The sequence below is a fragment of the Flavobacterium potami genome, assembly GCF_020026915.1.
Classification (GTDB): domain Bacteria; phylum Bacteroidota; class Bacteroidia; order Flavobacteriales; family Flavobacteriaceae; genus Flavobacterium; species Flavobacterium potami.
The window spans coordinates 109,396-129,447 of record NZ_JAINUY010000003.1; the positions used below are offsets into that span (position 1 = coordinate 109,396).

The 20,052-nt window shown below is 31.9% G+C and carries 28 protein-coding genes; 9 read left to right on the plus strand and 19 right to left on the minus strand.

Annotation, left to right across the window (positions count from 1 at the left end; genetic code table 11):
• Positions 1 to 42: 42 nt before the first annotated feature.
• A complete protein-coding gene (locus K6T82_RS09995; protein ID WP_223705791.1) occupies positions 43 to 393 on the minus strand; it encodes a VOC family protein in 351 nt (116 codons plus the stop codon).
• Positions 394 to 514: 121 nt separating this feature from the next.
• On the opposite strand from K6T82_RS09995, the gene K6T82_RS10000 reads away from it, so the two are divergent.
• Positions 515 to 1,174 carry a DUF3826 domain-containing protein gene (locus K6T82_RS10000; protein ID WP_223705792.1) on the plus strand — a complete coding sequence of 220 codons (660 nt, stop codon included), beginning with the start codon at positions 515 to 517 and terminating at the stop codon, positions 1,172 to 1,174.
• A gap of 91 nt (positions 1,175 to 1,265) precedes the next feature.
• Positions 1,266 to 1,844, plus strand: a complete 579-nt coding sequence (locus K6T82_RS10005; RefSeq protein WP_223705793.1) for an HD domain-containing protein — start codon at positions 1,266 to 1,268, stop codon at positions 1,842 to 1,844.
• A gap of 38 nt (positions 1,845 to 1,882) precedes the next feature.
• On the opposite strand, the gene K6T82_RS10010 is transcribed toward K6T82_RS10005, so the two are convergent.
• Both K6T82_RS10010 and K6T82_RS10015 read right to left on the minus strand, forming a co-directional pair.
• Entirely contained in the window at positions 1,883 to 2,386 is a 504-nt protein-coding gene (locus K6T82_RS10010; RefSeq protein WP_223705794.1) for an endonuclease V, read from the minus strand.
• A 15-nt stretch (positions 2,387 to 2,401) separates the two neighbouring features.
• Positions 2,402 to 2,974, minus strand: coding sequence for a hypothetical protein (locus tag K6T82_RS10015; protein WP_223705795.1), 573 nt, complete (start codon positions 2,972 to 2,974; stop codon positions 2,402 to 2,404).
• Between the two features lie 131 nt (positions 2,975 to 3,105).
• Between K6T82_RS10015 and K6T82_RS10020 the strand changes: the two genes are divergently transcribed.
• Entirely contained in the window at positions 3,106 to 3,501 is a 396-nt protein-coding gene (locus tag K6T82_RS10020) for a VOC family protein (RefSeq protein ID WP_223705796.1), read from the plus strand.
• A 22-nt stretch (positions 3,502 to 3,523) separates the two neighbouring features.
• Here K6T82_RS10020 and K6T82_RS10025 read toward each other — a convergent pair whose 3' ends face one another.
• A complete protein-coding gene (locus K6T82_RS10025; RefSeq protein ID WP_223705797.1) occupies positions 3,524 to 4,111 on the minus strand; it encodes a hypothetical protein in 588 nt (195 codons plus the stop codon).
• 96 nt (positions 4,112 to 4,207) lie between these two features.
• On the opposite strand from K6T82_RS10025, the gene K6T82_RS10030 reads away from it, so the two are divergent.
• The 3 genes from K6T82_RS10030 (at position 4,208) to map (ending at position 6,483) form a co-directional block, all read left to right on the plus strand.
• The gene (locus tag K6T82_RS10030; protein WP_223705798.1) at positions 4,208 to 4,777 is read left to right on the plus strand and encodes a Crp/Fnr family transcriptional regulator; all 570 of its coding nucleotides are present in this window, start codon (positions 4,208 to 4,210) and stop codon (positions 4,775 to 4,777) included.
• Between the two features lie 79 nt (positions 4,778 to 4,856).
• A complete protein-coding gene (locus K6T82_RS10035) occupies positions 4,857 to 5,594 on the plus strand; it encodes an SDR family oxidoreductase (RefSeq protein ID WP_223705799.1) in 738 nt (245 codons plus the stop codon).
• Positions 5,595 to 5,718: 124 nt separating this feature from the next.
• Positions 5,719 to 6,483 (plus strand): type I methionyl aminopeptidase, encoded by a 765-nt coding sequence (gene map, locus K6T82_RS10040; protein WP_223705800.1) that lies wholly within the window; start codon positions 5,719 to 5,721, stop codon positions 6,481 to 6,483.
• Between the two features lie 63 nt (positions 6,484 to 6,546).
• Here map and K6T82_RS10045 read toward each other — a convergent pair whose 3' ends face one another.
• Positions 6,547 to 6,948: a VOC family protein gene (locus K6T82_RS10045; protein ID WP_223705801.1), complete on the minus strand. Its 402-nt coding sequence runs from the start codon at positions 6,946 to 6,948 to the stop codon at positions 6,547 to 6,549.
• A 133-nt stretch (positions 6,949 to 7,081) separates the two neighbouring features.
• Between K6T82_RS10045 and K6T82_RS10050 the strand changes: the two genes are divergently transcribed.
• The gene (locus K6T82_RS10050; protein WP_223705802.1) at positions 7,082 to 7,432 is read left to right on the plus strand and encodes a DUF2200 domain-containing protein; all 351 of its coding nucleotides are present in this window, start codon (positions 7,082 to 7,084) and stop codon (positions 7,430 to 7,432) included.
• A 35-nt stretch (positions 7,433 to 7,467) separates the two neighbouring features.
• Here the strand turns inward: K6T82_RS10050 and K6T82_RS10055 are convergent, their stop codons facing one another.
• The 4 genes from K6T82_RS10055 to K6T82_RS10070 are packed head-to-tail and all read right to left on the minus strand — an operon-like array spanning position 7,468 to position 9,211.
• Positions 7,468 to 8,025, minus strand: a complete 558-nt coding sequence (locus tag K6T82_RS10055) for a DUF4256 domain-containing protein (RefSeq protein ID WP_223705803.1) — start codon at positions 8,023 to 8,025, stop codon at positions 7,468 to 7,470.
• Between the two features lie 12 nt (positions 8,026 to 8,037).
• On the minus strand, positions 8,038 to 8,415 hold the full coding sequence (locus K6T82_RS10060) for a DoxX family protein (RefSeq protein WP_223705804.1): 378 nt from the start codon (positions 8,413 to 8,415) through the stop codon (positions 8,038 to 8,040).
• Between the two features lie 6 nt (positions 8,416 to 8,421).
• Positions 8,422 to 8,889 carry an SRPBCC domain-containing protein gene (locus K6T82_RS10065; RefSeq protein WP_223705805.1) on the minus strand — a complete coding sequence of 156 codons (468 nt, stop codon included), beginning with the start codon at positions 8,887 to 8,889 and terminating at the stop codon, positions 8,422 to 8,424.
• A 4-nt stretch (positions 8,890 to 8,893) separates the two neighbouring features.
• Complete coding sequence (locus tag K6T82_RS10070; RefSeq protein ID WP_223705806.1) at positions 8,894 to 9,211, minus strand: ArsR/SmtB family transcription factor; 318 nt, start codon at positions 9,209 to 9,211, stop codon at positions 8,894 to 8,896.
• Between the two features lie 132 nt (positions 9,212 to 9,343).
• On the opposite strand from K6T82_RS10070, the gene K6T82_RS10075 reads away from it, so the two are divergent.
• Positions 9,344 to 10,156 (plus strand): hypothetical protein, encoded by an 813-nt coding sequence (locus K6T82_RS10075; RefSeq protein WP_223705807.1) that lies wholly within the window; start codon positions 9,344 to 9,346, stop codon positions 10,154 to 10,156.
• A 69-nt stretch (positions 10,157 to 10,225) separates the two neighbouring features.
• Here the strand turns inward: K6T82_RS10075 and K6T82_RS10080 are convergent, their stop codons facing one another.
• Positions 10,226 to 11,278 (minus strand): linear amide C-N hydrolase, encoded by a 1,053-nt coding sequence (locus K6T82_RS10080; RefSeq protein ID WP_223705808.1) that lies wholly within the window; start codon positions 11,276 to 11,278, stop codon positions 10,226 to 10,228.
• Between the two features lie 251 nt (positions 11,279 to 11,529).
• Here K6T82_RS10080 and K6T82_RS10085 point away from each other — a divergent pair, with 251 nt between their 5' ends.
• Positions 11,530 to 12,504, plus strand: coding sequence for an alpha/beta fold hydrolase (locus tag K6T82_RS10085; protein ID WP_223705809.1), 975 nt, complete (start codon positions 11,530 to 11,532; stop codon positions 12,502 to 12,504).
• 24 nt (positions 12,505 to 12,528) lie between these two features.
• Here K6T82_RS10085 and abc-f read toward each other — a convergent pair whose 3' ends face one another.
• The 9 genes from abc-f to K6T82_RS10130 all read right to left on the minus strand — a co-directional run bounded on the left by abc-f (position 12,529) and on the right by K6T82_RS10130 (position 19,978).
• Complete coding sequence (gene abc-f, locus K6T82_RS10090) at positions 12,529 to 14,115, minus strand: ribosomal protection-like ABC-F family protein (RefSeq protein ID WP_223705810.1); 1,587 nt, start codon at positions 14,113 to 14,115, stop codon at positions 12,529 to 12,531.
• Positions 14,116 to 14,319: 204 nt separating this feature from the next.
• Entirely contained in the window at positions 14,320 to 14,688 is a 369-nt protein-coding gene (locus K6T82_RS10095; RefSeq protein ID WP_223705811.1) for a hypothetical protein, read from the minus strand.
• 216 nt (positions 14,689 to 14,904) lie between these two features.
• Positions 14,905 to 15,837 carry a transglutaminase-like domain-containing protein gene (locus K6T82_RS10100; protein WP_223705812.1) on the minus strand — a complete coding sequence of 311 codons (933 nt, stop codon included), beginning with the start codon at positions 15,835 to 15,837 and terminating at the stop codon, positions 14,905 to 14,907.
• An 18-nt stretch (positions 15,838 to 15,855) separates the two neighbouring features.
• Positions 15,856 to 16,707 (minus strand): substrate-binding domain-containing protein, encoded by an 852-nt coding sequence (locus K6T82_RS10105; RefSeq protein ID WP_223705813.1) that lies wholly within the window; start codon positions 16,705 to 16,707, stop codon positions 15,856 to 15,858.
• 59 nt (positions 16,708 to 16,766) lie between these two features.
• On the minus strand, positions 16,767 to 17,243 hold the full coding sequence (locus K6T82_RS10110) for a DUF4265 domain-containing protein (protein WP_223705814.1): 477 nt from the start codon (positions 17,241 to 17,243) through the stop codon (positions 16,767 to 16,769).
• 23 nt (positions 17,244 to 17,266) lie between these two features.
• Positions 17,267 to 17,503, minus strand: coding sequence for a hypothetical protein (locus K6T82_RS10115; protein ID WP_223705815.1), 237 nt, complete (start codon positions 17,501 to 17,503; stop codon positions 17,267 to 17,269).
• 14 nt (positions 17,504 to 17,517) lie between these two features.
• Positions 17,518 to 18,387 (minus strand): nucleoside phosphorylase, encoded by an 870-nt coding sequence (locus tag K6T82_RS10120; protein WP_223705816.1) that lies wholly within the window; start codon positions 18,385 to 18,387, stop codon positions 17,518 to 17,520.
• A 193-nt stretch (positions 18,388 to 18,580) separates the two neighbouring features.
• Complete coding sequence (locus tag K6T82_RS10125) at positions 18,581 to 18,913, minus strand: translation initiation factor (protein WP_223705817.1); 333 nt, start codon at positions 18,911 to 18,913, stop codon at positions 18,581 to 18,583.
• 114 nt (positions 18,914 to 19,027) lie between these two features.
• Positions 19,028 to 19,978 (minus strand): isopenicillin N synthase family dioxygenase, encoded by a 951-nt coding sequence (locus K6T82_RS10130; protein ID WP_223705818.1) that lies wholly within the window; start codon positions 19,976 to 19,978, stop codon positions 19,028 to 19,030.
• Between the last annotated feature and the right edge of the window lie 74 nt (positions 19,979 to 20,052).

A 20,052-nucleotide genomic window follows, 5' to 3' on the forward strand; every position in this document is an offset into this window, starting at 1 on the left:
ATATATGAAATCTTTTTACTACAATTTATTATCGTTCTATTATTAAAAGTTTTTTTTATAAAGTTCAATTTTTCTTCCGTCTGGATCTGAAACGATAGTCAAGAATCCGAATTCTGTTTCTGTTGGTTCTGAAAACGTTATATCTTTGTTGTTTAGTAAGTTTAATGTTTCTTCAAAATGATCGATTGCAAAACCTAATCTCAAATTTTTATCTGCTTCAATTTGATCCTTTGACAAAGGATAAATTTCTAAAATCAAACTCCCAATTTTTGAGGAATAATGCATCGGTGAGTTACCATGTTTGTGATAGTCAAATGTAAGTCCAAACAGAGCATAAAAATCAGCTAAACGTTTCTGTTCTTTTGTTCGCAAAACAATAAGTCTAATTTCCATATATTCCTTATTAAGCTTTTATATTAATGGTTTAATTTCTTATAATTGTTATTTTTACACTTAATGTATTAAAAACTAGATTCTCTTTTGTATTTTTAGATAAAAAAAACATACTAAATCTATGAAAAAGAAAAATATAAAAGCATTTTTGTCAATGGTGTTTTTCATTACTACAGTAACATTAACTGCTCAAACCACTAAAACAGAACCAGACGAAACCGCAAAAGCAAAAGAGTGGATAAGTTCTTTAGCTCTAAATGACGGCCCAAAAGAAAATAGATTGATTCAAATTGTAGCGATGCATCTAACAGCAGTAAAAGAATGGCACAATAGTCACCCAGCGTCGACAGTTCCCGCAGGAATAAATCCGCTTGACGGAAAACCTCTTTCAGAACTTCATAGACAAATTATAGCCGATTCAGCAATGCCTTCAAATGTCCACGAAGATTTAATGAACGGATTACGAAAAGATTTAACTGAAGAACAAGTCGCTTTAGTTTTAGATAAATATACCATCGGAAAGGTAGCTTTTACCATGAAAGGTTATCAAGCCATAGTTCCTCAAATGACCGATGCTGAAACTGCAGCAATTCAAAAATTACTTGAAAAAGCGCGTGAACAGGCTGTAGATTATAAAAGTATGAAGGAGATTTCAGCTATTTTTGAAATCTATAAAACGCAGGCAGAACAATATTTAAACAATAATGGTCGTAACTGGCGCCAGATGTACAGTGATTATACTAAGAAAATTAAAGCTGAAAAAGAAGCTGCTAAAAAATAAATCAAAAAAAGTTTTTAAATTATTAAAGACGTTTTCTTAATTGTTGCAAATCTTCCAAAAAAGCCATAAATTACATCAAATCAAATTTAATATGGGACAACAGAAAGACTGGTCAATAGACGAAATTCAGAATATTTGGCAATTGGTTTCAAAACTTCATGACGGACAAAAATATGGTGGCGGAAATGAAGGTGAAAGGGTAGAGTACATCAATCATATCGGAAGTGTTGTTTTTGAAGTCTTAAATGCTGTACGCTTAACTGAAAACATGGATTCGGATTTGGCTGTAAAATGCGCCATGCTTCACGATACAATTGAAGATACTACATTTGATTTTGAAAAAGCAAGTGATTTATTCGGAAATCAAGTAGCAAAAGGTGTTCTGTCTTTAACCAAAAACGATGAAATTAAAGATTCTTTTGAAAAAATGGTTGACAGCTTAAAAAGAATTAAACAACAACCAATAGAAATATGGGCTGTTAAAATGGCCGATAGAATTTGTAATCTATATGAACCTCCGTATTATTGGGATGACGAAAAAAAGCTCAAATATATTGAAGAAGCTGAAGTCATTTATAGCGAATTGAAAGACGGTAACGAATATCTGGCCGAAAGATTAAAAAAGAAAATTAAGGAGTATCATCGGTTTCTTGATGTTACAGTTAATTAAAAAATAGCCTCTAAAAAATTAGAGGCTATTTTTTAATATCAATTTTCTTTACTCAGTCGATCCAATTCTTTTAATAACGTTGGGAATCTAAATTCTCCAGCCATTTTTTCAACTTTATTAAAAGCTTCGTCCAAATCAATTCCGATAGAGGTAATGTATAACGGTTTCTTGCTATCCCCTCTAAACAAAGCTTTCTTATTTTTTTCTATAGAAGCAAAGTTTGTTTTGGCAACACCAATAATCGGAATTTCTTTATTCAATTTTTCATACAAATAACCGCCTAAACCATACTTTTTTTCATCATCTAAATACACAAAACCATCAACTAAAATTGCTTCTACAGCAGACAAATCTATTTGTTTCAGTAAACTTAAAATACAAGGTAATTCTCTTTTGTAAAACTCTCCCGGAATATACTCAGCTACATTATCAATTATTTCAGTGTAAATTTTGAAATCTTTGTCTTCATTCCATTTTTCAAATTCGAGACAAACGGTTTTTGCCTTATTATCAAAGTAATAAGTATCAAAAGCTAAAATCATATTGGGTATTATATTTTATTTGGAATTAATTTTTTGTAGTTCTGCATACATTTCGTTTAGAAATGACTGCTGTTGTGTATCATCTTTAAAATAACGCTGGTACAAAACACTACAGCTTTCTACATCTGCAATATTTTCTTTATTGAATGACCAGTCATCCTCATTTTTGATAGTAATTCCTATGTCACTACTGCAACTTTGCCATAATTCTGAAAATTTAGTTTTTTTATCCTCACGCAGCTTGCTGAAATCTGCTAAAACAGAATAACCACGCATTTCAGAGTTAAAGAATTTATTAATCGAACTTACAGGTACGCCGCCCCAAATTAGTTCTTTACCTGGCGGAAAATCTATTGTCGTCAGTTTTGCTTCACGCATTGTATGATTTTGTTTTCCTTCTACAAAAAAATGCTCTTCGTAAGTTAATTTTGTTCCTACAGGAACCGAAATTTTCTTAACCACTAAAGGTTCTGTTGTAATAAAATAAGGATAATTGGGTGTAGAATTTCCGCCTGTGGGATTCATATTTCCAACGCAACTTGCCAGCAATAGGGAAAATAGAAAGGTAAAAGGTTTGAGGATTTTCATATTATTTAAAACTAAATTTTTGCCATTGAAACAAGCTAATATAAGAAAAAACGCTATTTTAATAGTACACAAATCAATTTAATCTTTAAATAATCATTAACTTAGAATTCAATCAATTAAAAATGAAAAGTATGAAAACTCAAATGATATGGGGAAACTTAGTTTCTAATGATTTACAGAAAACGATCGCATTTTATTCTGCTCTAGGTTTCAAACAAAATGGAAAAGAAACAGAAGAATTGGTAAGTTTTGCATTCTCTGACAGCAATTTCATCATTAACTTTTTTATTGCAAAAAGATTAGAAATTGCCGTAAAAGGAAAATTGGCAAATGCTAAAAATGAAAGCGAGATTATCTTTTCTTTATCAGCAAAGAGTAGAGAAGAAGTAGATTTTTGGTATAATAAAGTAAAAGAAATTGGCGGGACGATCTTTTCTGAACCTGAAAATTTTGAAGCGGGTTATACTTTCGGTTTTTCTGATCCGGACGGACATAAATTCAACTTCCTTTATTGGCCGGGAATGTAATTTTTCTTAGTTTAAAAATTAATTATTCGTCTTCTGACCCGCAATATTCATTGTAAAAGAAAACCATGTCTTTGATATTCTTTTTGGTGAATTTTTTGTTATTAATTTTTTCTACGACTTTTTTGCAATCTCCAAAGTATTTTTTGGCTCTTAAATTAAAGCTAAATTCAATATCTGTAGCATACGGCTCGCTTTTACGTTTTACATAAAACGCTTCCGTCATTTCCCAAACTTTATCTTCATCCGAAGGTAATTTAGCTACAGATAAATTTGGATCTCGACCTAAATAATACTCTTTTGCGTGTCGATACAAATTTACATTACCTTCTTCTACCACTTCAAGTAACTTAGGTTTTGAGTGCTCAAATTCAATGTATTCGTATTTTTCAGAAAATCCGTAACCTCCAAAAGTTAAACCTTTTGCAAAATCATAACTCCATTTATCAGCTTTGTCTTCTGGTTGCACTTTAAAATAAATAGTATTGTTTTTAATTCCGCCATACCCTTTAATAGAACTGCCGTCTTTAAAAATTATAGAGGCTTCTCGATATTCCTGAGCAAATCCGAGATTGATGAAAAGCAAAAGGAGAAGTTTAAAAGTTAGTTTCATTGTTAGGATTTGTTTTTCCGACAGCTAAGATATCAAAGTTTTACTTTTTTGCCATATGACAAATTCTCAATAAAAACTTATACTTAACTTTCGTGCATGAAAGAATTAGTAAATTACATATTGCAATTTGGCAATTTAAATCAGCAACAGATTGATTTGATTTTATCGAAAGCTCAGGAAAGAGAAATTAATAAAGAAGATTATTTCTCTGAAGCCGGAAAAGTTTCTGTAGAAGTTGGTTTTATTTTAGAAGGGATTCTGCGAGTTTGTTATTACAACAATAAAGGCGAAGAAATTACCAAATATTTTATAGATGAGAATAATCTCGTTGTCGATTTGGACAGTTTTGACAATAACATCTGCTCGTCGGCTTACGTGCAGGCTGTTACCGATTGTAAAATGATTGTTTTCTCTAAAAAAGATTGGCAGGAATTATTAGATACTATTATCGGTTGGGATACAATTGTACACAAAATTATCTCAAAAGCACTGATTCAGAAAGTGGCCAGAAGAAGTCCGCTGGTTTCAGAAGATGCTACAACTCGTTATTTGTCTTTTATGGAAATGTTTCCAAACGTAATTAATCGTGTGCCACTTTCTTATTTGGCTTCTTACTTAGGGATAACGCAATCTTCTTTGAGCAGAATTAGAAAAAACATCCGTTAAAAATCGCTTTTTGCCATATGACAAATGTTTTTGTTTTTTAACGACGGAAATTTGCTTCAATAATTTAAAAAGATAAAAAATGAAAACAGTATTAATTACAGGCGCAAATAGAAGCATTGGTTTAGAAACAACAAAACAACTTTCAGAAAAAGGATTATTTGTTTATTTAGGAAGCCGCGATCTTGCAAAAGGCGAAGAAGTGGTGAAAGAATTAAATGAAAAAGGATTTCAAAACATCAAAGCGATTCAAATTGATGTTACGAATGACGAAAGTGTTTTAGCAGCCAAAAATAGTATCGAAAAAGAGCAGGGAAAATTAGATATTTTAATTAATAATGCCGGAATTTTAGGAGATATTCCACAAGATCCTTCTTCTACTTCTGTACCAAATATTCAGCATGTTTTTGATACCAACTTTTTTGGCGTAATCAGAGTGACACAGGCTTTTCTTGATTTATTGAAAAAATCAGACAGTCCGAGAATCGGCAATATTACATCTGGTTTAGGTTCGCTGACATTACACAGCGATCCGAGTTGGAAATATTATGGAATAAATGCGGTTTCTTATATTTCATCAAAAGCAGCTTTAAATGCTTTTACAGTAACTTTAGCCAAAGAGCTGAAAGATTTACCGTTCAAAGTAAATTCAATTGATCCTGGTTATACAGCAACCGATTTTAATCACCACAACGGACCAGGAAGCGTAGAAAGTGCTGCAAGTTTTATTATTAAACACACTTTATTAGATGAAGACGGGCCAACCGGAAAATTTTACAGCAACGACATTGAAGACGAAAGCGAAGAAAGTCCGTGGTAAAATAAACGCTAAAAACTTAGAAACCCTCCTAAATCTTATGATTTTCGAGGGTTTTAGCTTTTATATAACGTTCTTATTTAAAGAAAAGTGGTATTTTAGCACACTTCATTTTAAAGAAAATACCATGTCAATTACAACAGAAGCAGAATTAATCGGAATGAAAAAGGCGAGTGAAGCCGTAGCATTCACTTTAAAAGAAATGAGAAAATTTGCCAAACCGGGAATTTCTACCAAAGAATTAGATGATTACGGTGGACAAATTTTGAATGATTTAGGCGCTAAATCTGCCCCGTATCTGACTTACGGATTTCCTGGATGGACTTGTATTAGTGTTGATAATGAATTTTGTCATGGAATTCCTTCTGATAAAAGAATTCTGCAAGAAGGAGATTTAATTAATATCGATGTTTCTGCGGAATTGAATGGTTTTTGGTCAGATAACGGAGGTTCTTTTGTAATTGGTTCTGATATAAATGAACATCAAAAATTGGTTGAAGCTTCGAGAGAAATTTTACATAAAGCCATTTATAACATAAAAGGCGGCGTTCGAATTTCGGATATTGGCTTTTTAATTGAAACAGAAGCAAAAAAACGCGGTTATAAAGTCATAAAAAACCTAACAGGACATGGAGTAGGTAGAAGCCTGCATGAAGCACCGCACGAAATTGCCAATTATAGAGACCGATTTAATCAAACCCGATTTAAGAAGAACTCTGTTGTTGCAATAGAAACGTTCATTTCTACGACTTCAACTTATGCCGAAACCTTACAAGACGGCTGGACGATGGTAGGAAATAAAGGTGGATTTATGGCACAACATGAACATACAATTGTGGTAACAGAAGGAAAACCAATCATTTTGACAGAAATGAATGAAATCTGGAACTAAATAATTGATAATTGATAATTAACAATTAACAATTGACAATTGATAATTATCAATTTTTAATTGTTAAAGTGGTTCCCAAAGTTCAATTTTGTTGCCTTCGGTGTCCATGATGTGTACAAATTTCCCGTAATCATAAGTTTCAATATCATCAAGAATTGTAACTCCGTTTGATTTTAATTTCTCTACAAGTCCTTCGATATTCTGAACGCGATAATTGACCATGAAATCTTTTTTAGACGGAGAAAAATACTCGTCTCCTTTCTTAAAAGGGCACCATTGCGTCGATTCAATTTGGTCAGGTTTGTTCAGATTTCTGGATTCAAAACTAGCAGATCCCCAGTCATTAATTTCTAAACCCAAGTTTTTTGCATACCAATCTTTAGTTTCTTTCGGATTATCAAGAAAAAAGAAAATACCGCCAATTCCTGTAACTTTTGGTGTCGTTTCGTCTGAATTATTTTCCATAGAAATATTTTTAAGAATTTATTTAAACGATATTTTTTATAATTATCTAAGATATAAATAATTCTTGTATTTGAGTTTTTTAAGTTTTGAATTATCTTTACACAAACGCTTTTAAACAGAAAAACGTACTATCATGAAAACTGAAAGAATTTACAAATTACTATTTTCCAGTGTTTATCCTTTATACATTCAAAAAGTAGAAAAAAAGGAACGAACTAAAGAAGAATTAGATACAGTAATCAAATGGTTAACAGGTTATAGCGATGAACAACTTGAAGTACAGATCGAAAAGAAAGTTGACTTTGAAACTTTCTTTGCAGAAGCTCCGCAACTCAATCCAAATGCCTCGAAAATAACAGGCGTTATTTGTGGTTATCGTGTGGAAGACATTGAAGATCCATTGATTCAAAAATTACGCTATTTAGATAAACTGGTTGATGAATTAGCCAAAGGAAAAAAAATGGAAAAGATTTTAAGAGAATAAAAAAAGACCTCCAAATATTTTGAAGGTCTTTCTATTTAAACTCTTAATAAACCACGAAAACCTCTCGCAGCATAGTAAGAATCGGCACCATTGTGATACACAAAAACGGTATTATATCTGAAATCTGAGAATATTGCGCCTCCAAATTTTCTAATTTCTGAAGGCGTTAAAATCCAACTGGAAGTTTTCATATCAAATTTCCCTAGTTTTTGCAAATCTTTGTATTGTTCTTCATTCAAGATTTCAATTCCCATTTCTTCAGCCATATTTATGGCACTATTCGCAGGTTTATGTTCTTTACGCTTTTCGAGTGCTTCATGATCGTAACAAATACTTCTACGCCCTTTTGGACTTTCGGCAACACAGTCTACGAAAAGATATTCGTCTGTATTTTTATCATATCCAACAACATCTGGTTCACCTTCCGTACTTTCCATTTGCTCCAACGACCATAATTTTTCGGGATTTGATTTTAATTTAGCTTCAATTTTTGACCAATCTAAACCTTCGTGACGGTTTTTATTTTTCTCGAAACGTTTTTCAAGAATGCCTAAAAGTACCTCTTGTTCGTTTTCTGTAAGTTGTTTTTTCATCTTTCTTAAGTTTTAATTAGAAGCACATTTTCTAGTTTCTGGTCTATAATACCACGAAACAACAGTTAAAACAATTAATAATACTGGTCCGAAAAATGCTGAAGCACCATCTCCAACTGCTAAATGAGAAACGACCGCACCAGACATTGCAAAGAAAAAACCAGCATAAGCCCATTCTTTCAATAAAGCAAATTTAGGAATCAGGATGGCGATTACTCCCAAAAGTTTCCAAACTCCTAAAAGTGTTAGAAAGTATAAAGGATAACCTAAATGTTTCATCATTTCAGTTTCTTCTTTCAAAGGAATAAGCTGTACAATTCCTGTTGATGTCATTCCTAATGCTAGCCAAAGCGTAGCAATCCAATAGATAATTTTGTTCTTTTTAGACATACTGTTTTATTTTAGTTGAGTTACAATTTCCTGAAGTCTGTTATGCGCCATATTTAGACCAAAAGCAAACGGAAGTTTTAATTGCGCCGCTCTATGCTCAATAGATTTGTAAATAATCTGCATCGTTAATTTACTCGTTTCGTCGGTTATGCTTTCAAATTCTAAAAATTCCAACTGAGGCGCAAAATTGATATTTTCCATTTCAAATGTGCGTACGATTTTTTCATTCGGAATAAAGTCATGAATAACACCATTTGCTTTAAAAACCACATTACCATTAGGGTCACTGGTTTCAAACTCCCAGCTTCCGTGTTTTTTGCTTTCCAGCTTGATTACTTTTGTTCCCATCCATTGTGCTACAATTTCGGGCTCCACATAAGCTTTAAATAGTAATTCTACCGGTAGATCAAATTCTCGTGTTATCAATAGATCAAGTCTGTTGTCTTCAGCATGAATTTTTGTTTTATTTTCCATGGTTTTATTTTTTATAATTTTTCATGATAGCTTCTAACTTATTAAAACGATCGTCCCACATTTTTCTAAAAGGTTCGATAAAGTTGTCAATTTCTTTCATTTTGATTGGATTTAAATGATAATAAATTTCTCTTCCGTTTTGTGTCTGGTTCAATAATTCACATTCACTAAGAATCTGAATGTGTTTTGAAATCGTTTGTCTAGATGAATTAAAATTCTCTGCAATTGCACCAGGAGTCATACTCTGTATTGCAACCAAACTCAATATAGCTCTTCTTGTTGGGTCGGCTATTGCCTGAAAAACATCTCTTCTAATTTCCATTATGCAGTTATTTGACTGCAAATATAACGAAGTCATTTGACTGCACAATATTTTTTGTACTATTTTTTCTAAAAAGAAACAGTAATGGATAAAAAAAGTTATTTTTAGACCATTAAAAAACTTACAAAATCTATGAAAAAACTACTACTTGCATTTTTGTTTTTAGCATTAAACTGTCACGCACAGAAGAAATTAGATTTGAAAATAGAAGAAACGGTTCGAGAAGGCAAAAAGCTCTACAAATCTGAAATGGCTTCTTGGTATGGAACTGATCTATTTCTAGAACAATACAAGAACAGGGAGAATGTTGGTGGTTATTTTTCTTATTCAGAAGATAATGTGTCTAAATGTATTTTTTTCTCAAAAGATGAAAAGCCTACTGTAATTGGAACGATTGTATTTGATGAAACTTTTGATACAAAAACGGCACAATTTAATCTAATTGAAAGAAGTTTTACAAAAGACGAAAATGATTTATATGCTATTCGTGCAAAAGCTTTAAATCTTATGAAAACGGATACCATTTTTAAGTTTTACCAAAACACAAATCCTAATTTAATTCCGATTATATCAAACGGAGAAAAGAAAGTTTATGTATTAACGGGACCAAGTAATACTGGAGTAGTAATCTATGGAAATGATTATCTGATCACTTTTGATGAAAACAATAATCTTATAAATCGCAAATCGATTCACGCGAATATTATTCCTGTAAATTATGGTGAACAAAAGGATATCATACTGTCAGCAATGCACAGTCATTTACCTAGTACGGGAGAATTAATAACGCCAACCGATATTTGCACCACAATGCTCTATGAGAAATTTGCTGGCTGGGAATCTGTAATGGTGATGTCTCAAGAATATGTTTCGATATGGAATTGCAAAAAAGATGAATTATCGGTTATGACACGGAAAGCATTTGATAAAATCTCTAAAAAGTAATTATCTAGAAATAAAAAGACCTTCAATTAAAATTTTTGAAGGTCTTTTTTTATACGATAATTGAAATTTCTAATCTAATCCAGCAAACTGAAAAGGTTTTGTTTCTTTAAAATTGAGAAGAGAATCGCCTGAATAATTTTCATGATTAGCTAAACTTAATTTTTTGATTTTTCCTTTTTCACTAAAATCAATCTTATTGAATTCAACCCAAATCACATTCGGATTCAAAACGTTATCAAAATAATAAACCAAATTCTTCTGGTCGGCAACCGTTCTCCAGCGAGTAGAGGAAATATTAGGTTCTGTTTCGGATGAAATTCCCAACGGAACAGAACAATTACGGATTACACCAAAAACACTAGCCAAAGCTGTTCTAATATTATCTGTCTTCGGAATTGCATCTATATAATAAGAAGCTCGTACAAAACGATCTGCCGCACGATTGGTTCCAGGAAGCATAATCGTTCCAGGAATACCTTGCCAATAAGAATTGATTGCCAATTGTTCATCAAAAATTGGGGAATTTGTCATTGCTACATATTTCCTATCATGATGGATGACTAACTTACCATTTATATATTCAAAGATCGCATTATCACCAGTAGCATCAGAAATAGATAAATGAACTGTAGCAAAAATGTTTGTTCCTGGAATATGAGAAGAAACAATAACAAAATCATTCTTTGATAATACTGTAACAGCTTCAGAAACAGTTGAAAAATTATCTAAAACATATTGCAACCATAACGAAACTGCAAGGCCTTTTATATTTCCATTTTTCTCGAATTTAGGATATTGAGATTCTACTAACCATAAAAGATTACCAACAAGTCCTTTTTCGTTCATTCCATCCGAAGAGGCTATATCCCAAGAACTTGTAATAACACTTCCGTATTTTGATTTCCATTTTAGAGAGCTGGTTCCTGCTTCTCCGGATCGTTCAATGCCACGCGGAAAAATCCATAAGTTCGCCGGAATTTCTCCACGCCAATCCATCGAACGTGCTGTAATGATTGTTCCGTTTAAACCCTCATAAACTATTCTCGTACAAGGAATAGCTATTTCAGATATCAGTAAACTAAAAGCTAAGAAAAGGGGAAGGGTTCTGTTTCTAGATTTCATAATTTATAATTTTTATTAAACGTTTATTAAATGGGATAAGCTTCGAAATAAAAATGACTTGTAATTATAAGATTTATCTGCAATTTAATGATTTTACACAACATTTTGAATATCAAATAGCTACAAAAACAATAAGTCTTAAATTCAACTATATTATTTAGAATAATTATAAATAGTTTTGTTTTTACTTTAATAATAAATTATTTTTGAAGATAAATAAACCTGAAAGAACTTTTTAAATCGATTTAAAAATGATAAAAAAACTCATCAAGGCTTTCAAAGTATTTTTAGTTAGCCTCATAATTTTAATAGCAATTGGTTTTTTATTTGAGCGCATTTCCCGATTCTTTTACGATAGCAAACGTCCAGATAAATCAGAATTCGTGGAAATTGATAAAAGAAAAATTCATTTTAAAAAAGAAGGAAACGGCCCTTGTACTATAGTTTTCGAATCTGGTTTGGGTGGAGATTATTTACACTGGAAACATATTCAAAAGAAACTTTCTCAAAACTTCACTACAATCTCTTACGATAAAGCTGGAATATTATGGAGTGCTCCTTCAAAGGAAATTTCATTAAGAAGATATGCAGATGATCTCAAACAGGTATTAGAAAAGACAAATTGTCCCAAACCTTATATTTTAGTAGGGCATTCTTTTGGTGGAATCACTCCGAGATTGTTTATAGAAGAAAATAAAAACAACATTGCGGGAATTGTATTTATTGATGTTACACATCCAAAACAATTCGAAAAATCTTCTGAAGAATTAAAAAAATCGGTTCAGCCGCCACCAAGTTTTGTTTTGAATTTTTTAAATGAAATTGGAATAATCAGAGTTTTGTATAGCACAACAGCTTTCACTAGCGCTGTTCCAAAAGAACACTGGTTTAACAAACATGTTAAGCATTATTTTTACCGCATTCTGGATGGAATGTTATCGGAATTGGATAATGATGAAAAATTAATGCACGAAGCTTCTAAAATCAGCAGTTTTGGAGCAATTCCACTTACTGTTATTACGGCCAAATATCCGAATGGAGTAGAAGGAGCAAAGAACAAAAATATAGAAAATCAATATTTGTCAATTCATAATGTTTTGCAAAAAGATTTACTGCAATTATCTTCTAAAAGCAAACAAGTTTTTGCAGAAAAAAGCGGACATTATATTACACTTCAAGAACCGGATTTAATTTGTAATGAAATAGAAAAATTAGCACCTAGATAATCTTGGTGCTAATTTTTTTAAATTTTAAAGCTGAATAGTCTTTTCTACATTTATTTGTTCCAAAAAAGATTGGTCGTGAGAAACAACAATCAAAGTTCCATTATACTCATTAATAGCAGCTGTTAGGATCTCAATATTCTGAATGTCTAAATTATTTGTGGGCTCGTCTAAAATGATAATTTCAGGCGATTCATTACTAATAGTTAAACAACACAACATTAAACGCATTCTTTCTCCGCCGCTCAGATCGCTGCAAAATTTATCCCAATCATTTTGGGTAAAAAGAAAACGGTTTAATCTCATTTTAATATCATGTTCTTCTAAACCACAATCGTTAAAAAGTTGTGCCTGCTCATAAATTTTTAGATGATTATCAAGCAAAGCATAATCTTGATCGATATAAATTGATTTTTTTTCTAATGAAGTAATATTTCCTTTTTTCGGAAGAAATTTGCCTAGAATAATTTTAATCAAAGTAGTTTTTCCAGAACCATTTAAGCCTTTTAAAGCCAATCGGTCACCCGAAAGAATTTCAAAACTTAGATTTTCTTTCCAAAGCAACTCATTGTCATAATTATGATTAATTTCATTCGCTTTAAAAAGTAATTTCCCTTTGTGAAATGAAGTATTATAAAATCCAAATTTCATCTGATCTATCATAGGGAGATTAGCTCTCAATTGACGTAAATCTTCCGAAATTCCGCTAATTTTCTCCGCGTGGACATCTTTTAATTTAGAACTGCTATTTTCGGCATTATTTCGAAGTGTATTCATCATAATTCTGGCAACACCCGATTTTTCTTGTTTCTTTTTTCCGCGTGAGTCTAATTTATTCTGACGTTCCATTGTTTCGCGTTCTTTTTCTTTGGCTTTTCTGAGTGCTTTTTCTTTATTTTGAACATCTAGATCTAAAGCATTGTTTTCAACTTTTTTCTGCTCTCTGTAAAAATCATAATTTCCTCCGTAAACGGAAACTCCATCTGAATTCATTTCAAAAGTCTTGTTTAGAATATTGAGGAGCGTTCGGTCATGACTGACTATTAATAAGGAGCTAGCTGTAGATTTGATAAAATTGTACAACAAAGATCTTCCCTCAAAATCCAAATGGTTACTTGGTTCATCCAGCAAAACTAATTCAGGCTGATGAATAATAATTCCGGCCAAAAAGACTTTTGTTTTTTGACCACCGCTCAGCGATTCCATTTTCTGATTTAGATCTAAATCGGGGAGATTCCAATAGGACAAAGCTTCGTTGCAACGCTCCTCAATAGTCCAGTCATCATCTAATAACAAAAGATTTTCTTCGGTAACAACACCTTCAAGTATTTCTTTAAGTGAATTGATTTTATCTTTTATATTTAAAGCTTCTGAAACCGTCAAATCATTAAACTGACCAAATAATTGCGGAACAAAATAAGCTTTCGTTTTTTGATGTATTTGACCTGAAAAAGCGTTTAATTTACCTGCAATAATTTTTAATAATGTAGATTTTCCAACACCATTATTTCCGACCAATGCAATTTTATCGTGATTGTTGAGCGTAAAACTCAGGTTTTGAAACAGCATGTCTTTATTCTCATGCTGATATGAGATATTTTGAAGAATAAGCATAATTCCTTTCTTTTAGTAGATACATAATCAAGCGACCACTAATTTGTGGTTACTTACTAAATTTTCCGAAAGAAATTATTTTTCACATATTGCTATATTTATTTGAAGTCTACAAAGGTATTTATTTTAGTTTGAAAAATCAAAAAACCATTCTTTACGACTTAAAGAATGGTTTTTTGTATGAATTTAAGCTTTATGCTTTATTTAAATTTTATCAAACGTGATTTTAGCTTCTTTAGCATCCAAAATTAATTTATCCCCAGTAATTGTGCTTACACAAGGATAAGGCGTTCCAACTTCATCTTTAATAACCAAACTTGTTCCATTTTTGGTTAAAGCGTAAGTTCCTTCTGTAATTTCTCGAAGCAAATATCCCGTAACGTGTCCGTCTGCTGTAAAAGTAAGCGTTCCGTTAGTTAAAATTGCATTCTTTGTAGAATCAGACATTGGCGATTTTGCTTCAACTGCTGAAACTTTCCAAGAATTCACTAGCTTGTTTCTTTTATTGTGACATGAAACCATTAATACGACAGCAATTGCAATTACGAGGGTAAATAATTTTGAGTTTTTCATGATTTTGTGATTAAAAGTTAAACAGGAAAAAGTTACAAAAAAAAACAACATTAAAATATTCGTAATCAAATATTTATAAATATTTTTTTTTCTTCTAAAATTCAAATGCTTTTAATACGGAAAACCTTTGTTTTCGGTGCTTAATCTGAAAACCAGACACTTATAAATAAACTCAAAAAATGGTATAGATTAGTTTGATAAGCTTTCTGAGGTACCTTAATTAAGAGTCAAAGCTCCCAAAATTTCCTCATACATAAACGGACCTCCAGGATAAGTTGCCGTATAATCTAGATTCATCCAGACTTGTCCGCGTTCGTCTATGTGGTAATGTATCTTTTTACCATAACTTTCCTTGACAAAAAGAACATTTTTAATCAAATAATTGACTTTTTCCAAATCAATCATAGAACCAATTAAAATCTCCGGGTAAATATGTCCTTTAGTATGAATAAGCCTAGGAGTACCTCCAATTGCACGAACTGCGGCAGCCATTAAAATAGAATGATCATCACAATCGCCAGAGAAATAATCTAAAGATTCGCTGGCGGTTGCGATATAATCACCTTCTTTTGGATCGTTAACATAATTCCATCTGCTGTTTATTTCTTTAAAAACAGCAAAACACTGAATAATAGTACGATAATCTGAGTAACCTCTAATTCCTTTAAAATGTTTTGAAGTTGCCATGATAGCAAAATTTCGAACTCTCGGATTTTGATATTCTATTGCATTTATAATTTTAGATTTATTTGGAAATGGAAGTAGTTTGGCGACAATAATATCTTGTGGATATGGATTGTCTGACATGGTATAAATCATCGAATTATAATCTTCAGAAATTTCGCTGAAACCATAATTTCCAATAACTGTTCCGTAAAATAAAACCAATAAATAAACTGCAACACACAAAATAATAATTGTTCTGAGGTACATCAGAAGAAAAAATAGGGCTGCAAAAACGAAAATAAAGATAAATACTCGATCCAGATTGAAAGCCCATTCCAGGTCTATCAAATTTTGATGCAGTATGATGAAAATCGGAATGGTAATAAAAAGACTCAAAAGCATTATAATAATCCTGTCCCAAGGTGATTTCACCTGAAGCTTGGATTTTAAATACGGTAAGTCAATTTTAGGGAATTTCATCATACGAATCAAAAAGCAGGATTACAGTGCTTTTACGGTTTCTACAAAAATACTTTTTTTATCAATAATTCCCAGATCAAATAACTGATTTTGAATTTTATTAAAAGACTTTTCGGTTAAATTCTTTTGTGACCATTGTGTTAATTTTAGCCACTCTTTTATATCCTCCGCTTTTTGATTAAAAAGTTTGGATAATTTTTTGTCTATTTCCGGAATTTCCTTAAAATCTGTGGTTGTATTATTGATAATTTCAAGGATTTTCTCAACTACCTTGCCATTCTTTTTTAGAAATTCTTCACGAACAGCAATTATAAATGATGGCCAAGGAGTAGGGCAGTCGTCAATACGTCTAAAAACACCTTTGTCAACAAGTGGTTTGGTCATAAAACGTTCCCACATAAAGTAATCTGCTTTTTCATTGGTTAAAGCATCTACAGCGCCATCAATCGTATTTACGATTTCGAACTCCAAATCATCCATTTTCCAACCTTGCTCGTTTGCGTTTACATAAGCCATCAATTGCGATCCAGAACCAACTCTAGAAATTGCGACTTTTTTGTTTTTAAGGTCTTTTAAGGTTTGAAAATCAGATTTTGCTGCAACGTGAATTCCCCAGATTAAAGGTGACTGTACGTAAATCTGAACAATTTTACTCGGATTGCCTGCCGAGATATCTTTCAGAATTCCTTCAGTTAAAATTACCGCTAAATCTGTTTCGCCGTCGCGAAGCATTTGACACATCTTCCCGGTTCCTTCGGGAACATTTGTCCATTGTAAGTCGATGCCCTCTTCTTCAAATTCGCCATTTTCAATGCATAGATGCCATGGCAAATTGAAGTGTTCAGGAACACCCGCAATTTTGACAGTTTTCATTTATTTTAAGTTTAAGTTAAGTTGCTTGCTTGGTATGCGTATTATTGAGTTTGGTTAGTTTAATTTTTTAATAAATCTGTTCGATGTTTTTCAGAAAGACAAGGTTCTGCAAATTCGATAATTTCCTGTGATTCATATTCGTTCAACAGGCTTCTTACCAAAGAATAATCTACATCTTTTCCAATTTCTGCCGCAAAAAAGGTTTCGTTCAATGCTTCCGACAAACAATTAATTGCCTTTAATTTTTCGCGAATAATTTCCTTGTCAAAACCTTTTTCTAAAATAGCAATCTGAACAATCGAATTACCAGAGTTTTGAATCGTCTTTCTATGCATGAATTTTTCTTCCGTTTCATCAAATTCTGCGTAAAAAAGGTCATCAGTAGCAATTAAAGGTCCAAAAAAAGGAATGTTGTCCAATTTAAAAAGACCTTTTTCTAAATCAATAATTTCTGCCCACATGGTTTCAGATACTACTTCGTCTAGATAATCACTATAGTATTTAAATAATATTTTTTTATGCGTTTCTTGTTCCATTATTAAATTGTGTTCGCTTAAAATTAGCTTTCTATTTTTTTAATTAAAAATATAAGAGCTACAAAAATAAATATTCCTATAAGAAAATTCTTTTGAGCGGTTGTGAAGCCATTTTTATCTACATTCTTGTCTTTCTGATTCAGATAATACTCTAAATCTTTGACATATTTTTCTTCAATTGCTACATTTAGCAATTGAAAGAAACTCCATCGGAATAAACCGCCAATTCCTAAAAAGAAATAATTAAATAAATGCCCCATTTTAATGTACAAAATTAATTACTTGCAAGCTTATTTAGCGTATAAGTAATCAATTCATCTACAGCTTTATATGGGTCTTCACTGAAAGTTCCAGAAGCACGATTAGCAATAATGGCATTCAATGATAATGCATTATGTCCTAAAAGTGCAGAAAGTCCATAAATTGCAGCAGTTTCCATTTCTAAGTTAGTAATTTTAGTTTCATTAAAAATAAAATTATCCATTTTATTATTCAATTCTTCATCTTGAATATTCAAACGTAAAACCCTTCCCTGCGGACCATAAAAACCTCCAGCAGTTGCTGTAATTCCTTTAAATATTCTGTCCGATTCTATGACTTTCTCTAGCTTTTCAGAACATTGTGTTACATATGGTTTTCCTTTTTTCGGATCCCAATTAGTATGTTTTACAAATGCATCTTCAAGTTCAACATTCGAAACATCGTCAATTAGATAGGAGCGAAGCATATTGTCCAATCCTAATCCAAATTTAGACATTACAAAACTGTCGACAGGAATATCTTCTTGCAAAGAACCAGAAGTTCCAATTCTAATAATGTTTAATGACGTTAACTCTTCTTTTATTTCTCTGGTTTTTAAATCAATATTGACTAGTGCATCTAATTCATTAATAACAATATCAATATTATCAGGACCAATTCCTGTAGAAATTACAGAAATTCTTTTCCCTTTATAAATTCCGGTTTGTGTTTTAAATTCTCTCTTTTGAGTAGAATATTCAATCGAATCGAAAAATTGTGTTATTTTTTCTACTCTGTTCTGGTCACCAACAAAAATAATGTCGTGTGCAATATGTTCAGGACGAAGGTTTAAATGGTAAACGCTTCCATCCGGGTTTAATATCAATTCTGATGATTGTATCATTTTTTTTTTCTTTTTAAGGTTCAAAGAGGCAAAGGGACTAAGGTTCTGAGTTTTTTTGTTTTTTTGTTTTTTTGTTTCAGGTTTCAGGTTTCAGGTTGCTCTAGATAACTTGAAACTTGAAACTTTAAACATGAAACTTTAAACATGAAACTTTAAACATGAAACTTTAAACATGAAACTTTAAACAAATTATTTATCCTCCAACACGTTTGGTTTTAAATCCTTTTTCTTTTAAGATGGCCATAATTTTATCGCGATAATCTCCTTGAATGATAATCGAATCATCTTTAAAAGTTCCTCCCACGCTCAATTTGGTTTTTATTTCTTTGGCTAAAACTTTAAAGTCTTCATCAGATCCTTCATAACCTTCGATAATAGTGGTTGGTTTCCCTTTTCGTTTTTCAAATTTGCAGATCATTGGTTCTTTCTGAACATACAGAACGTGTTCTTGCTCTTCAACTTGTTCAGGTTCGTTTGATTCCACATGATCGGGAAATAAATTCTTTAATTGATCTTTAAAGTCCATATTTTTTTTTAATTCTTAAAAATAAATTCCAAGCATAAAGATATTTAAAAATTAAATTCCAAACCCCAAGAAAAACCTGGAATTTGGAATTTTAATTTTGGAATTTACTAAAGTTTATTTTTTAATTAAACCTAGCTCTACTAAACGTTCGTGTAAGAACTCTCCAGCAGAAATATCTTCATATTTTTTCGGATTTTCTTCATCTATACAATTTTCAAGACAGTCTAAACGCATATCACTTACAGGATGCATAAAAAACGGAATTGAATAACGTGAAGTTCCCCACAATTCTCTTGGCGGATTTACCACTTGATGAATCGTCGATTTTAATTTATTGTTTGTATGACGAGATAACATATCTCCTACATTGATTACTAATTCATCATCCTGAGCAATGGCATCAATCCAGTCTCCATTATGATTTTGAACTTGCAATCCTTTACCTTGAGCTCCCATCAACAATGTAATCAAGTTGATGTCTCCATGAGCAGCCGCACGAATAGCGTTTTCAGGCTCAGAAGTAATAGGAGGGTAATGAATTGGTCTTAAAATAGAGTTTCCTTCTTTTGCATATTCATCAAAATAAAACTCATCTAAACCTAAATGTAAAGCCAAAGCTCTTAAAACATAAACTCCAGTTTTCTCTAATTTTTGATACGCTTCTTTACCAACTACATTAAAACGTGGCAATTCAGTCACTTCAACATTATCTGGATATTCTGAAGCCCATCTAGAATCCTTGTCAACGTATTGACCAAAATGCCAGAATTCTTTTAAATCTCCTTCTTTGCGTCCTTTAGCATGTTCTTTTCCAAAAGAAACATAACCTCTTTGTCCGCCGATTCCAGGAATTTCATATTTATGCTTAGTTTCTAATGGCAAGGCGAAAAAGTTTCTAATTTCACCATAAAGTTCGTCTACCAACTGATCATCAAGGAAATGACCTTTTAAGGCTACGAAGCCAATGTTTTCAAATGCACTGCCGATTTCATTTACAAATTTTTGTTTACGTTCCGGGTTGTCCGAAAGGAAATCACGTAAGTCTACACTAGGAATGTTTTGCATACTTTACATTTTATATTTAAAGAAAAAAGGTGTCATAAGCACCTTTCGCTAACAAAGGTAGAGAATATTTTAGA